Here is a 14,988-nt window from a genome sequence, read left to right on the forward strand (position 1 = left end):
ACAACGGCACAAACCCCGCAAAGCGGGGTTTGTCATCAGTCCGAGACGCGTGGAACGCCGCGCGCCTGCAAATTTCGCCGCATCCGGCTCTCATGCCCGGGGGCGCTCCTGTCGCGCGTCAGCGGGCCAGAAGACAATTGCCCCCTGCTTCTTCCTGCACGCGCCAGCGCACCAGTTGGCGGCCCTTGCGAGGCAGGTCGATCAGGCTTTCATGTTCCGCCGGGAAACGCCGCCGCACCAGGCGCGTCAGATAGAAGGCCCCGATCCAGACCGGTACGGTGATGCCGAAAAACCAGAAACAGAACACCGCTTCCGACGGCCACGACGACCACTGGGAGGCCCGGTACATGGACAGGAACACCGCCCCCAGCATGAGCAGGTTGGCCGCGATGCGGATCAGCACGACATACAGGGATTGTTTGTAGCTGTTCATGATATTTTTCTCCGTCCGCGCCGCGCCGCCGGACGGGGTTCAAGCCCCGTCCGGCGGATTACGGCGGATTGCCGGGTTTACTTCTGGAAGATGTTGGTCTTGCTCACGTTCATGATACGAATGGCCTGATTCTTGTCGGAATTGCGGAAGGCGATGCGCATTTCGTCGCCGGCCGTCCAGGTGTAGGGCGGCAGATCCAGCGCGGGCGCGGGCACCTTGAAGGTAATCAGGGCTTCCAGACGCCTGGAGTAAATGGTGACGCTTTCCTTTTCCTTGTCCACGATGGGGAAGGTCTTGCCCGCCACCTTGGGATGCTTGGCGCCAATGTTCTTTTCCACATCCGTGAACTGCACGGGCAGTTCCTTGACGCTCTTGGAAGCCGGATCATAGAGCAGCAGGGAGGACTTTTCCAGATCGACCATCAGACGGCCGCCCACAGCGGGGACCGGACCCATGTCGCGGGCTTCGGCGGGCAGCTTGTAGGTATGTACGCCGCCGCTGTAATGGGGATTGAACTGGTCGTGGGTCACGTCCACCACGATGGTCAGGGTTTTCGCGGCCGGGTCAAAGGCCACGCAACGGCCCTGTTCCACACCGCCGTCAAAGTCGCAGGCCGCGAGAGCAAAGGAGAGGGCCAGCACCAGCGTAAGCAGCAAACTACGTATTTTCATGGCTTGTCTCCTTCTAGTTGCCGGCGGCGTGTTGCTTCTTGGCCGCAAGTTCCGCCTTGGCGCCCAGGACCATCCGGATAGTGATGTAAATGGAGATGGCGCTCACGAAGCCCAGCACTTCAACAGTGGCCAGCGGGCTGAAAAGCCAGGCATACGCGGGGAATTCAGCCTGGAGGAGCTTGAGCACAACGGACATCAGGCAGCCGAGTACGGCCAGGCCGAACACGATGCGGATGCCGTAACCCTTGACGTACTTGGTGGCGACGACGCCGATCTGAGCGCCAATGGCAGCGCCGCAGAGCATGATGATGGCGGCCAGCAGTTCAACGCGGCCCTTGTACGCATAGGAGGCCGTGCCGTACAGGCCGGAGATGGCCACTTCAAAGAGGTCCGTGCCCACGGCGAGGTGGGTCGGGCAGCCGACCAGGTAGACCAGGGCGGGCATGCGGATCAGGCCGCCGCCGATGCCCAGGATGCCGGCCAGCCAGCCGGTGAAGAAGCTGACGATAATGGGCAGCCAGGCCGAGCAGGTGATGTTGGCATGCTTGAAGTGCACGACCGGGGGAATCTTGATGGCCTGAAGCTTGCTCCCCCAGTCCAGACCCACGGCGGTCTTGTCCAGATCCTGATGCTGAGCCTTGGCTTCGCGTTCCTTCTTGCGACGCAGGGCCACATCATGGAAGACCAGCCAGGCCAGCAGGATGAGCAGCACCACGTACAGCCAGCGCACGACCTTGTCCACGGAACCGATGCGTTCCAGCCACATGACCATCTGGGCGCCGATTTCCACGCCGATAACGGTACCGATCAGCATGGTCAGGCCCAACGCGTAGTCCACGTTGCCGAACTTGCCGTGCCGCATGGTGGAAATCAGCGATTTACCGGCCATCTGCGCCACGTCGGTGCCGATGGCGAAAGCCATGGGGAAACCAAGAATATTCAGACCCGGCGTCACCATCCAGGCGCCGCCCAGACCGAAGAAGCCACCGATGATGCCGACGCCCAAACCGAGGATAACCAAGCCGGGCCAGAAAATGCTCACGCCGGAAATGGGCATCAAAATATACAGCCAATCCATATCCGCCTCCTTTCCGGGCTACTTTTCAGCCAGTTCGCGGTGTTTGAGGTCAATGCCGATGTGGGACATGACGATGTCAGCGAGAAAGCCGAGAAGACAGCCGAGAATCGGGATGATGATCATGGTCAGAATGGCGAAGAAGAAATGGCTTTCATTATACATTTCCGCCCACCAATACAAAATGCCGTCCAGCTTGCGGGTGTCGGCCACGATGACCACGTCGGCCTTTTTCTTGGCCGCCAGCGCCACTGAGGGCATCAGTACGGGCAGCATCAGCGCGCAGCCCAAAATCCAGGTCCAAAGCCTGCGCATTTTCTTCATGGTATCCTCCACAATTGTTTGGTTCCCTTCAGGCGGCGCAGCCGCCGGTCAAACCACATGCCACTGCAATTTGTGAAAATAATAGCAAAGCCCGTGCCACTGCGTGATTTCAAAGATTTTTTTCGTATTATTCCAGCAAATCCCGCTCACAGCCTTGTCAAAAAGGTGTTTTTTTTCTATATTCGGCCCAGAGCTTGCGCTTTTTTGCGCAACCAAGGAGGAACATGCGCTTTTTTGGTTTCATCGTCGGCGGCAACTCCGTGGAAACCGCCTCCTTTTTTGTGAACCGCAGCCTGACAAGCCGCATGTTGCTGCTGGGCCTGCCCTTGCTGGCAGCGGTTCTGGCGCTGATTTTTTTCGTGACCGGCGGCAGCCTCGCAAATCTCGTCAATCGCGCAATAGCGCGCAACACACAATTACAGACCCAGGCCATGAGCCTTGCGCTGGAACAGATTCTGGTGGAAACGCGCAACCAGCTGCTGATTCTGGCCGCCGGCTCCATGGACCGGCAGGAAATGGCGCGCCGCCTCAAATTCCGCTCCCGCGCCGACGGCCTGCGTTACCGCGAAGTGGCCTTCATGGGCCTGACGCCTGAAAACCGCTATCTCCTTTTAAACTACGGCGGCGAGATCATCGCAGTGCCGCCCCATGTGGCTCTGGACGCCCCGGCCGGTCCCTTTCACAACATCAGTCCCGGTCAGCGGCCCGGTCATGTGAACGTAAGCCAGCCCCTGGAAGTGGTCTATTCCATGGTGCCCATTGACAAGTCGCTGCAAAGCCTGGCCTTTTATGTGCTGCGCTTTTCGACGCCCATTTACGACGCGGCCGGAAATTTTCAGGGCATTCTGATTCTCTCGCTGGATCTCAACGCGTTGCGCGACACCATGTCGCTGTACTCCTCGCCCGAGGCGCCCATCAGTGCCGGAGCGGGAACCAGAGTGCGCAGCCTTTTTTTCGATCAGGACGGCTGGATGCTTTTCCAGTCCGAAAACCTCGACAACGATTCCGGCGAAAAAGCCCTGCGTTCCGATGCGGTGCGGGCCGGTTTCCGCGGGGATTTCGGCCGCCCCGGTTTCAGCATGGCCTTTCGTCCCGGCCCGGAACATCTCAACTATTGGACCATGGTGGCCGAGGTGCAGGCGGGCCGCTCCGGCCGGCTTCCTCTTTCGGAGGTGGGCACGGCCTGGAATAGCGGCCAGATGCGGGTTGAAAGCGTGAGCTACGCGCCGGTGACCTTCATGCCCAATCCGGAAGGCCCGCGCGTGGTGGTCGGCGGGCTGGCCATGCTGGACAGCAGCTTTACATCCACACATGCGGGCATACAGCTGCTGAGCATTTACACCCTCTGTTTTCTGGGCGGGCTGCTCCTGCTGGGGCTGAGCCTCTGGTGGCTCGCCCGCAACATGGGCCGGAGTCTGAATCTGCTTTCCGGCGAGCTGCGCAGCCGCAATGAAGACGACAGCGCCGAGCCCCTGAATCTGCCCCCTCTGCCGCTGGAACTGGAAGCGATCAAGCAGAACGTGGACACCCTGCTTAACCGGCTGCGCCGGGCCAGGGCCGACCAGCGCTCCCAGGCGGCGGCGCAGACCGCCCTCTGGCAGCGGGAGGCCGTGGAGGACCTGCCCGACCCGGCGGATCTGCCGACCCGGGGTCTGGTGGGCGCTTCCCTGCCGATGCAGGCGCTGTATGGTCAGGTTCAGAAGGCCTCCCAGGTGCTGGCCGATGTGCTGATCGTGGGCGAAACAGGCACCGGCAAGGAACTGGTTTCCGAGTCCATTCACCGTCTGAGCGCCCGCGCCGACGGCCCTTTCATCACCATCAATTGCGGCGCTCTGGATGAGGCCCTGCTTATGGACACCCTCTTCGGGCACGTCAAGGGCGCGTTCACCGAGGCCAAGCAGGCGCGCAAAGGGGCTTTTCTGGCCGCCGAGGGCGGCACCCTGATGCTGGACGAGGTGGGCAACGCCACCCCCAAGGTGCAGCAGGCCCTGTTGCGGGCGCTCTCCACCCGGTGCATCCGTCCTCTGGGCTCGGACCACGACGTGCCCTTTGATACCCGGATCATCGCCGCCACCAACGCCGAACTACGCGGCGACGGGCAGGACGGCTCCTTTCGCGATGACCTGTACTACCGGCTGGCCGTCATTACCATTCACACCCCGCCCCTGCGGCAACGCAAAGAGGACATTCCGGCCCTGATGGTCCATTTTATGAATGAGGCCGTGAAGACCCGCGAGCCGGGCATGCCCAGAACCATTCCCCGGATCAGCCGGGGCGCATTGGAAAAGCTCATGCGCCACCACTGGCCCGGCAATGTGCGTGAGTTGAAAAATACCCTGACCAGAGCCTTGACCTTTTGCGACGGAGATCTGATTCTGGCGGAAAACATCCAGCTTGATCCCGGCGGCCAGCCGGTGAACGACACGCCGGACGGCAAGGCTTCGCGGGAAAGCCGGACGCCGGAAGAGACAAAAGGCGGAGAGCCGGACACGCACCGTGATCCGCCCGCGCGTCCGGCTCCGACTTCGGAGCAGGGCACGGGGGAAGCGCCGTCCGTCCCGAATCCGGACCAGCTCAACCACCGGCAGCGGGAACTGCTGCCGCGCTTGGCGGTATTGGGCAGCGTGAGCCGCCAGGAATATCAGAACCTGGCTGGCAAGGGCATTTCCATGCGCACGGCGCAATACGACTTGCAACAGATGGTGCGCCTCGGCCTGATGCGCAAGGAAGGGCGCGGCCCGGCCCAGCGTTACGTGATCGTGCAGCCCGGCGGACAAACACCGGCCGACAAAGGACGCCCCAGATGAACGCCGTACAGACATTGCGGAAACTGCTGGGCCTCGCGCCGCGCATCAGCCGTGAGCAGGCCATGGCCGCCTTTACCCGCCGTTACGCCTCCTTCAAGGAATTGTTGCAGGCCAATGCCGACCTGGCCGGCATTCTGGCCGGGCTGAACGCGGCCCAGCGCGGCGACCGCAGCCTGGAAACCAGGCAGGTGCGCAAGGAAGCGCGCCGGGCCATCCTTCAGTGCGAACGCATGGCGGCCTGCCTCAACGACATTTCCAATCAGCGCCATCGGGATCTCAGCGCGGCGGTGGAAGCTCTGGGCGGCCGTATTGAACGCGAGTTGGAGCAGCACGCGCGCGGCGACGTGACTTCCCTGACCCTGCCTCTCAGCGAGGTGGACGCCAGCATGGCCTACAGCGTAGGCGGCAAAAACGCCAACCTGGGGGAACTGCGCAACATGCTGGACATGCCCGTGCCGCGCGGCTTCGCCATCACCATCAAGGCGGGGACGCTTTTTCTGTTGCGCAGCAGCGGCCTGTTCAGGAATATTTACAGCCAGTTGCGGTCGGTGGACACCGAAAAGCCGTCCACCATCAGCGCGGCCTCCCAGGAGGTGCAGCGTCTCATCCTGGAAGCCGAGGTGCCTGACACGGTGAGCGACCCCATGCTGGCGGCCTGGGACGAAGCCTTCGGCGCGGAAAGCGACATTGTGGCGGCCCTGCGCTCCAGTGCCGTCGCCGAGGACGGGGTGCAATCCTTCGCCGGGCAGTACCGCAGCATTCTGGGCGTCAGGCGGCAGGACCTGCTCATGGCCTTCAAAAAGGTTATGGCCAGCCTTTTTTCCGAGCGCGCCCTGACCTACCGGGCCGCGCACGGCTATGCCCTGGACGCCACGGGCATGGGCCTCTGCTGTCTGGAGATGGTCAAGGCCAAGGCCGCGGGCGTGGCTTTCTCGCGTCATCCCGTGGACCTGCGCTCCAACTGCGTGCTGATCAACGGCCTCTGGGGACTGGGCGAAATGGTGGTGGACGGCTCGGGCACGCCCGATCAATGGCTGGTTTCGCGGGCCACCCGCAAAATCACTCAGGCCACCATCGCCCATAAGGAGACGCGCCTGCAGCTCGCGCGCACGGACAAGGGCGTGGAAAGCGCGCTGGCCGACGTGCCCGAGGAACTGCGGGACGTGCCCTGCCTCAGTGACGGGCAGGTGCGGCGGCTGGTGGAAATGGCCCTGGAACTGGAGCGTCACTATCAGTACCCGCAGGATCTGGAGTGGGCCGTGGACGAAGACGACCAGATCGTCCTGCTCCAGACCAGACCCATGGGCCTGGACAGCACGCCGGAGGAGAGCGCGGCCCCGGCCCTGAAGCATATGCGGCCCCTGCTGTCCGGCGCGGACGTGGCGGCCAAGGGCGTGGGCTGCGGCCCGGTGGTGCGGGTGCATCCGGATGAGGATCTGACCCACTTTCCGGAAGGCGCAGTCATGCTGATGCAGCATTCCTCGCCCAACGCCATGACCGCCATGCAGCGGGCGGCGGCCATCATTGCCGAAACCGGCAGCCTCACCGGGCACATGGCGTCCATCTGCCGCGAATTCGGCGTGCCCACGCTGATGAATCTGGCCGGAGCCACCAGCCTGCTCGCGCCGGGTCAAGTGGTGACCGTGGACGCCTTGTCGGGCCGGGTTTTTGACGGCGAGGTGCCGGAACTGCTGGCCCTGCGCCTGGCCCGCCGACGCCCTGGAGTGGATACGCCCGCCCTAGTGCTGCTGCGGCGGGTGGCCCCGTACATTCTGCCCCTGCACCTGGTGGACCCGCAGTCGGCCCTGTTCAGCCCGGCCAACTGCACCTCCCTGCACGACGTCATGCGCTACGCGCACGAACTGAGCTATTCGGAGATGTTTCTGCTCTCCGACAGCCTTTCCGAAAGCGGGGCGGGCGGCGTGGCCAGCCATCTGGTCTGTTCCGTGCCGCTGGACCTCTACATTATCGACCTGGGCGGCGGCCTGAAACATCCCGAAGCCTCCACAGCCAAGCCCGAAGACGTGACCAGCATGCCCTTCCGGCATGTGCTCAACGGCATGCTCAATCCCGCGGTACAGGCCAAGGGTCCCCGCCCGGTGAACATGCGCGGTTTTCTCTCGGTCATGGGCCAGACCATGGTCGGCGGCAACCAGCACGGCGGCGAGCGCTTCGGCGACCGCAGCTACGCCATAGTCTCCGACCGCTACCTCAATTTTTCCTCGCGCGTGGGCTATCACTACGCCATTCTGGATACCTGGTGCGGCGACACCCTGAGCAAAAACTACATCCGCTTCGAATTCGCGGGCGGCGCGGCGGGCAATGAACAGCGCGCGCGGCGGGTGCGCTGCATCGGGCTCATCCTCACGGAACTCGGCTTTACCGTCGAGGTCACGGGTGATAGGATACGCGCGCGCTACCAGAAATACCCCAAGCTCGAACTGTGTTCGCGCCTGGATCAACTGGGGCGTCTGCTGATTATGACCCGCCAGATGGACATGCTTATGGTCAATGACGAAGCCGTCCAGGTGTACGCCGCCAAATTCCTCAACGGCGAATACCACTAAGCGGAGGGCTTCCACACCGGAAACCAATGAGGCCCCCATGCCCCCCTTTGCAGGACCGCCGGAACAGCCCAGGCGTTGGGACAAACCCTCCGAGCCGCCCCAGAAACTCTTGAGCCGCGACTTTATCCTGCTCTTTTGCATGGCCATGTTCAGCAACAGCTACATCGCCGTGTTCTACTGTTTCGAGCAATGGCTGGAAGGCCTCAGCATCAGCCCCAACTGGCGCGGCGTGCTGCTTTCCTCCCTCTTCGCCATGGTGCTGCTCTGCCGTCCCCTGGCCAGCGTGCTGCTGCTCAAGCGCGGCAAGCTGTTAGCCATGCTTGCCTCCATCATGGTCTCCAGCTGCGTCATGCTGGCCTATCCTTATGTCCGGGGAGAGCACGTCATCGGCATCATCTGGCTGTTGCGCATCATTCAGGGTATCGCCCTGGCCGTCTATTCCAGCTGCACTGTGGCCGTGCTGGTCAGCTGCATTCCCAAGGGGCAGAGCGCCAGAGGCTTCGCCCTCTTCTCCCTGACCATGCTGTTGCCTTATTCGATCATTCCGGCCCTGGCCGAGCGTCTTCTGCCCGTTCTGGGCGGCGAGCCGCGTCTTTTCGCCCTCACGGCCGTGCTGGGCCTGCCCGCGCTGGCCATGCTGATTCCCCTGGCCCCACGCCTGCGGACGCCGGAAATGCCCGCACAGGGCGAGAACAGCCTTTCGGGCCGCGCCCTCTGGCAGGCTGTGAGCCATTCGGGCCTGTTTTTCGTCTACATGGCCTGTCTGACCTTCAGCATTATGACCGTGCTGGCCATTTTCTTCATGAAAGGCCTCTGCGCCGTGACCGGCGCGCAGCCGGCCTGGTTTTTCTCCACCTACACGGTGACCATCATTCTGGTCCGGCTGTTCGGCAGCCACCGCCTGGACACGCTGCCCCGCTACCGGGTGACCACGCTCTGCTGCGCGGTGCTGGCCTGCTGCATGCTGGGCCTGGCCTGGGGGCCGCTCTGGGCCTTCATTCCCCTGACCTGTGTCTACGGTCTGGGGCTGGGCCTGCTCTATCCCCTGCTGGCCGCCGCCGTGTATGACCGCTCCACGCCTACCACCCGCTCCATCAATTCCAATGTGATGATGGCCACCTTTGACTCCAGCGGCATGCTGGCTCCCCTGCTGGGCGGTCTGGTGATCCATGCTGGCTACGGCTATCGCGGGGTGTTCACCGCCACCGCCGTCAGCGTGTTCATCTGCGGCTGCTGCATGGTGATCGACAGGACGCGGATGCTCCGGCGGGATGCGGCGAAGCGACGCCAAGCCGGAGCGGAATCCCTTTAACAAATTATAAGATGTAGAAATTCAAGAGATTGCGTCCTCTCTCCCCAACCGTTACGCTGTATCCGGCAACAGCGCGGAGTACTGACGCGGCACTGCGCGAAAAAACGCTCACGGCAGGCAGCCGGCGCTTTCCGTTCGCAGGCTTTCAGCGGCCTTTGAACATATGTATTATTGTGGAGTGGAACATGACCCCGGAAATGAAACAATATATCCGTCAATTTTATCTTGATGAAGCCCTGGACGCCGCCGTCTATACGGTTCTGGCGAAAAAGACCAAGTCGGAGCACAACCGCGGGGTGCTGGAAGCCATCGCGCGGGATGAACAGAGCCACAAAGCCCAGTGGGCATCCCTTTTGGACGCGCTTCCCCGACTCAGCGTTTTCCGGGTCTGGTTTTTTATCTTTCTGGCAAAAATTTTCGGTCTGACCTTTATCATCAATCTGATGGAATCGGGAGAAACCAAAGCCATTGAAAAATACAAGGCGGTTTCGGAACAATTCCCCATTGCCCGGAAAATACTGGAGGACGAAAGCCGGCATGAAGCGGAACTGGCCGCCATGATTGAAGAGGACGGCCTCAGCTATATCAGCTCCATGGTTCTGGGGCTCAATGACGCCCTGGTGGAGCTGACAGGCGCGCTCGCCGGTTTTACCCTGGCGCTGAACGACAACAAAATGATCGGCCTAGCCGGTTTCATTACCGGCGTCGCCGCCACCCTGTCCATGGCGGCCTCCGAATATCTTTCCAAAAAAACGGACGAGGGCGGGAAACATCCGCTGAAAGCGGCCACATATACCGGCCTGGCCTACATGTTTACCGTGGCCCTGCTGCTGGCCCCGTATTGCATCTTTTCCGCGCCGCTTGTGTCACTGGTCTTCTGCCTGCTGACCGCCGCCCTGATTATTCTGGGCTTCACCTATTTTGTCTCCGTGGTGCGCAAATCCTCTTTTCTGCGCGGCTTCCGGGAGATGCTGGCCATAAGCTTCAGCGTGGCTCTCATCTCCTTTCTCATCGGCTGGGGCGCCCGCGCCTGGCTGCAGATTGACGTGTGATTTCGCCCGCTCCCAAGCTGTTTCCGAGCGGGATTGCGGAGCATTGCAACGCTGAATGCGACAGGAGCCGATGGCCTTTGAAAAAACATAGCGCTCCAAAGGTCATCGGCTCCACCATACCGGTGTGCCGGTCATTCGCCCACATTCAGGCTCTCGGCGCGCACGCGGTCCAGCAGTTCCTCCAGATTTTCCACCGAGGTCAGACGAAAGCCGTTTTCCACCGGGCTGACCCGGCCAAGCACCTCGTAGTTTTCGCCGTTGCCCGCGTCATGCACCACAAAGGGCACCAGCCAGCCCCGGTTGTCGGACCTGGCCTGGCCGATCCGCCGGATCTCCTTGCGGCCTGTGGAAGCGTCGGCAAAAAGCGGGGCCAGCAGGCCCTGGGCGGCTCCTCCGCTGGGAGTGCGCCCGGCGAAAGCCCCGGAAGACACGCCGTTGATCACAAAAGCGCGGGCTTCGCTGAACAGCAGATTACGCAAATTGTTCCCGCCGGAATCCCCGGAAGCGGCCTGGGAAAACATCACGGCCAGCAGGGGCGGCAACCGGGCGGCAACTTCCGGCTTTTGCGCGTCGCGCAGAAAAAGCGTCAGGGCCGCGTCCAGAATGGCGTCCACATCCACGAGGCGTTCAAAGGCGGCGGCGTCCGCCGCGTCAATGGCCCGCCCCACGTCCGCCACACACTGACGCGGGTCAGCGGCGCGGACAAACGGAACCGAGACGGACGCCAGCAGCGCGAAAATTCCCAAAGCCAGAAGCGCACAACACAGCGCACCCCTGCGGCGGCGCGGAACGACCACACTCATAGACCCTCCGGCAGCGGCCCTTTAAGCGCCAGCGGCAGACCGCAACTGACAAAAATCACATGGGTGCAGACGCCCGCCAACGTCTGATTGGCCAGACCCAGCACATCCCGGTAGACGCGTCCCAGCGGCGTGGGCGGCACAATGCCCAGCCCCGTTTCCGCGCTGACCAGAGCCACCGGGCGGGCGCGTCCCCCCGGCTCATCAGCCAGTCCGGCAGCCAGGGCCGCCACCCGCGTCCGGATCACCTCGGGCGTCAGCCCGGCGGCCAGCAGATTGGCAATCCACAGACTGACGCAGTCCAGCAGGGCCACGCCGGCCGCGTCGCTGTCCTGGCCGGAAGTTCCGGCCAGGAAGCCTTTCAGCACAGTCAACGGATCCAGGGGCTCTTCCACACAAAACCAGCCCGCGCCGCGTCCGGCCTGATGCCGGGCCACGCGCGCGGCCATTTCAGCGTCATTGTCCTCAACCCGGCAGGTGGCCAGAAAAAGCCGCCGCGGGGCCTGAGCCTCGGCCCAGCGCTGGGCCAAGCCGCTTTTGCCGCTGCGCGTGCCGCCCACAAAAAAAACCAGCGGCGCGTTCACCGGCCCTGGCCGCCCACCTGGACGGGAGCGGGCACAGCCAACGGCTGCGCGGGCGCGGGCGCCGCCGGAGGCGTCGCGTTTTGCGGCGCTGTAGCCTGCCGCGCCGCATTGCGGGCCGGTCCCGCCCCGGGAGCCGACGGGAGGGGCGGGGCGGACGGAGCCTGACCGGCCCTGTTGGCGGGCGTGTCCGCTCCGGCCTGGGCGCAACGCCGGGCCAGATCCCGCAGCACGCCGGCGGCGCTCTGCACGGAAGCCAGGGCCTGCGGCCCTTCTTGCAAGCGCCGGTCCACCCAATACGCCACAAAAAGCAGGGAATCGTCGTCCAGAGCCTGACCGCCGCCCTTGCGGATGGCCGCCACCAGAGCGCGCTGCGCGGCCGCGCGTTCTTCCAGCACCCGGCGGTAACGGGCGCTCAGGCCGTCCACGCGCAACTGTGTGGTCGTGATTTCGGGCTGGGAGGCCTTGCTTTCACGCAACTGGTCCAGATCAAAAACCGCCGTGGTCATCTGGGAATTGATCTCCAGCACGTTCTGGGAAATCTGTTCCAATCCCTTGATGCGCTTGTTCAGATCCGGCACCGAAGCCACGCCTTCCAGCGCGCCGGCCAGCATCACGAAGCGGCCTGCCAGAGCCATGTGCATTTGCCGGTTCTGCTCCGGCGACAGGGCCTTGGCCGCCGCCTCGCGATCCAGCGCCGCCATGAAACGGTCCACATACAGCGCATACAGGCTCTGGAGCATGGTGGGATGGAAAGCGTAACGCAACAGGCCCGCGCGACCTCCTTCAGCCATGCCGGCCATCTTGACGCCGTAGCGCTGGTTGACGCTCTGCACGCTGACGCCCAGCGACCCGCCGCGCGGACCGGGCTTGTAACGCGAAACCAGATAGGCGGCCAGATCTTCCACAAAATCCGGGCGCACTCTGCTGTCAGCCGTCACCTTGGGGACCACGGCCTCCTGTCCGAACTGGCCGGGCATGCCCGTGCCGCCCGCAAGCCCGCTCTGCCCCGACGGCAGGCTGGTATCCACAGGCGCGCCCACCGTGCCCTGCACATTCTGGCCGGCCAGCGTGCCCGGCGCGGTATTCGGGCTGGTCACCGACGGAGGCGGGGGCGGAGGCCCCTCCCGCAGCAGATCGCCCACGCCGGCCAGAGGCGTGCCGTTGGTAGCGTTGTCGATGACGCCGGCGGCCTGTTCCCGCCACAGCTCGCGGATGGACGGCTCACGGGTCAGCCAGAAGGCCGCCCCGCCCACCGCCAGCACCGCCACCAGGGCCAGCAATCCGGCCTTGCGCCCGCCGCCCTTGCCGGGCCGGGGTTTGGGGAGGTTCATGATGTCGGGAACCTGGGGCGTTTTCTTTTCCAGTTTCATGCAGGTCTCCTCGGGCTTATCCCCCGTTTCCGGCGGAGCTTTTCGCCTGCGGCACGATATCATTGCTTTTTTCGGGTGTGAATACTTTTTCCAGACTTTGTCTCGAGACTTGCTCGACGCGCAGGCACTGCGGATTTTTTGAATATATACTAATAGATATAACTGTCGAACAGATGCGGCAGCCGAAGAATCGCTCCGGTCCGCTGGGCGGCAGAACCCGTCACAGGGCACGGCCAGGCCACCGCGATCACCCCGGATGCCCCGCCGGGCAAGGTTTTTCCTTTTCCTCCCGGATTCCGGCTTTATGTTGACGCCAGGACGCCTTATGGTTACTTGAAAAGTACCGATATGCTGCAAGTCCGCGCATCGGAGGCACGGATTTTTGAGTGGTTCATTTACTTTTGCATACAGAGGGAGCTATGCCAAACTACGTTTATTTTCTTCTGTCCGTGGCCGCGCTGATTGTCGGCTACATCATTTATGGGAGCGTTGTGGCTAAAGTCTTCGGCGTGCAGCCCAACCGCGCCACCCCCGCCCAGACTCTCGCCGACGGCGTAGACTACGTGGAAATGCCGGTCTGGAAAGTCTGGCTGGTCCAGTTGCTGAACATCGCGGGCGTGGGCCCGGTGTTCGGCCCTATCCTGGGCGCGCTGTGGGGCCCCTCGGCCCTGGTCTGGATCGTGGTCGGCACCATTTTCGCGGGCGCCGTGCATGACTACATGTCGGGCATGCTTTCCGTCCGTTACGGCGGGGCCAACGTGCCCACCTTCGTGGGCTACAACCTGGGCAACGCCGCCAAACAGATCATGCGCGTCTTCGCCGTGGTGCTGCTCATTCTGGTGGGCGTGGTCTTTGTGGCCGCCCCGGCCGCGCTGCTGGCCAAGCTGACGCCCATCTGGATGAACCTGACCTTCTGGGTCTGCGTGATCTTCGCCTATTACTTCCTGGCGACCATCATGCCCATCGACAAGATCATCGGCCGCTTCTATCCCATTTTCGGCGCCATCCTGATCTTCATGGCCGTGGGCATCACCGTGATGATGTTCGTCAGCGGCACGGAATTCTACAACTCCGCCCAGTGGGCCAACCAGAATCCCAAGGGTCTGCCTATCTTCCCGCTGGTATTCATCACCATCGCCTGCGGCGCGCTGTCCGGCTTCCACGCCACCCAGTCCCCGCTCATGGCCCGTTGCATGGCCAATGAGAAGCTGGGCAAGCCCGTGTTTTACGGCAGCATGGTGGCCGAAGGCTTCATCGGCCTGGTCTGGGCCACCGTGGGCATGAGCTTCTACCACGGTCCCGACGCGCTGGCCGCAGCCCTAGCCGCCGGCGGCCCCGGCAACGTGGTGACGGAATCCTCCTTCGCCCTGATGGGCGCCGTGGGCGGCGTGCTGGCCATCCTGGGCGTGGTGGTGCTGCCCATCACCTCGGGCGACACGGCTTTCCGCGCCGCGCGCCTGACCATCGCCGAAACTTTCAACTATTCCCAGAAGGCCGTTTCTCCGCGCCTGCTCATCGCCGTGCCCATGTTCGTGATCGGCGTGATTCTTTCGCAGGTGGACTTCAACATCATCTGGCGCTACTTCGGCTGGGCCAACCAGTCCCTGGCGACCATCGTGCTCTGGGCCGGGGCGGCCTACCTGGCCCGCAGGGACCGCCTCCACTGGATATGCACCCTGCCCGCCGTATTTATGACAGCGGTCTGCGTTTCCTACATCTGCTACGAGCCCTCCATGGGCTTCGGCATGAGCATCGACATCTCCAACATCATCGGCATAGTGGCCGCCATCGTGGCCTTTGTGGCCTTTATGGTGCTGGGCCGCCGCGCAGTGGCCGGCGCGCCGGAAAACGTCTAGCGGCCGGGCCGCGTCTTGCGCGCCCGTCCGGCACGGGCTATAAGAGTTCCGCCGGACAACGCGTTTCAACCATCCGGGCAGAGCCGCAAGGCTCTGCCCTTCCTTTTCTCAACCACAGCAACACCATAACGGGAGAG

12 protein-coding genes are annotated in these 14,988 nt (G+C 63.2%); 5 read left to right on the forward strand and 7 right to left on the reverse strand.

Going from position 1 to position 14,988, the window contains the following annotated elements; genetic code table 11:
* Positions 1-118: 118 nt before the first annotated feature.
* From FYJ44_RS11905 to FYJ44_RS11920, 4 genes are all read right to left on the reverse strand, one after another.
* Complete coding sequence (locus FYJ44_RS11905) at positions 119-433, reverse strand: hypothetical protein (RefSeq protein WP_154512400.1); 315 nt, start codon at positions 431-433, stop codon at positions 119-121.
* Between the two features lie 77 nt (positions 434-510).
* Positions 511-1,104 (reverse strand): DUF4881 domain-containing protein, encoded by a 594-nt coding sequence (locus FYJ44_RS11910; protein ID WP_154512402.1) that lies wholly within the window; start codon positions 1,102-1,104, stop codon positions 511-513.
* A 13-nt stretch (positions 1,105-1,117) separates the two neighbouring features.
* Entirely contained in the window at positions 1,118-2,182 is a 1,065-nt protein-coding gene (locus FYJ44_RS11915; RefSeq protein WP_154512404.1) for a sulfite exporter TauE/SafE family protein, read from the reverse strand.
* A gap of 18 nt (positions 2,183-2,200) precedes the next feature.
* Positions 2,201-2,503, reverse strand: a complete 303-nt coding sequence (locus tag FYJ44_RS11920) for a DVU0150 family protein (protein ID WP_154512406.1) — start codon at positions 2,501-2,503, stop codon at positions 2,201-2,203.
* Between the two features lie 224 nt (positions 2,504-2,727).
* On the opposite strand from FYJ44_RS11920, the gene FYJ44_RS11925 reads away from it, so the two are divergent.
* The 4 genes from FYJ44_RS11925 to FYJ44_RS11940 all read left to right on the forward strand — a co-directional run bounded on the left by FYJ44_RS11925 (position 2,728) and on the right by FYJ44_RS11940 (position 10,241).
* Positions 2,728-5,310, forward strand: coding sequence for a sigma 54-interacting transcriptional regulator (locus tag FYJ44_RS11925; RefSeq protein ID WP_154512408.1), 2,583 nt, complete (start codon positions 2,728-2,730; stop codon positions 5,308-5,310).
* Entirely contained in the window at positions 5,307-7,877 is a 2,571-nt protein-coding gene (locus tag FYJ44_RS11930; RefSeq protein ID WP_154512410.1) for a PEP/pyruvate-binding domain-containing protein, read from the forward strand. The genes FYJ44_RS11925 and FYJ44_RS11930 overlap by 4 nt, the downstream gene beginning before the upstream one ends.
* A gap of 37 nt (positions 7,878-7,914) precedes the next feature.
* Positions 7,915-9,189, forward strand: coding sequence for an MFS transporter (locus tag FYJ44_RS11935; protein WP_154512412.1), 1,275 nt, complete (start codon positions 7,915-7,917; stop codon positions 9,187-9,189).
* A 185-nt stretch (positions 9,190-9,374) separates the two neighbouring features.
* Positions 9,375-10,241: a VIT1/CCC1 transporter family protein gene (locus FYJ44_RS11940; RefSeq protein WP_154512414.1), complete on the forward strand. Its 867-nt coding sequence runs from the start codon at positions 9,375-9,377 to the stop codon at positions 10,239-10,241.
* A gap of 131 nt (positions 10,242-10,372) precedes the next feature.
* On the opposite strand, the gene FYJ44_RS11945 is transcribed toward FYJ44_RS11940, so the two are convergent.
* From FYJ44_RS11945 to FYJ44_RS11955, 3 genes are read right to left on the reverse strand one after another with little or no spacing between them, the layout of a single operon-like run.
* On the reverse strand, positions 10,373-11,044 hold the full coding sequence (locus FYJ44_RS11945; protein WP_154512416.1) for a hypothetical protein: 672 nt from the start codon (positions 11,042-11,044) through the stop codon (positions 10,373-10,375).
* Entirely contained in the window at positions 11,041-11,625 is a 585-nt protein-coding gene (locus FYJ44_RS11950) for a bifunctional adenosylcobinamide kinase/adenosylcobinamide-phosphate guanylyltransferase (RefSeq protein ID WP_288229315.1), read from the reverse strand. Before FYJ44_RS11950 ends, FYJ44_RS11945 begins: the two co-directional genes overlap by 4 nt.
* Entirely contained in the window at positions 11,622-12,995 is a 1,374-nt protein-coding gene (locus FYJ44_RS11955) for a hypothetical protein (RefSeq protein ID WP_154512418.1), read from the reverse strand. Before FYJ44_RS11955 ends, FYJ44_RS11950 begins: the two co-directional genes overlap by 4 nt.
* Positions 12,996-13,414: 419 nt before the next feature.
* On the opposite strand from FYJ44_RS11955, the gene FYJ44_RS11960 reads away from it, so the two are divergent.
* Positions 13,415-14,851, forward strand: coding sequence for a carbon starvation CstA family protein (locus FYJ44_RS11960; protein WP_154512420.1), 1,437 nt, complete (start codon positions 13,415-13,417; stop codon positions 14,849-14,851).
* Positions 14,852-14,988: the final 137 nt, after the last annotated feature.

Origin of the sequence: Desulfovibrio porci, from assembly GCF_009696265.1 — a bacterium.
Taxonomy (GTDB): domain Bacteria; phylum Desulfobacterota; class Desulfovibrionia; order Desulfovibrionales; family Desulfovibrionaceae; genus Desulfovibrio; species Desulfovibrio porci.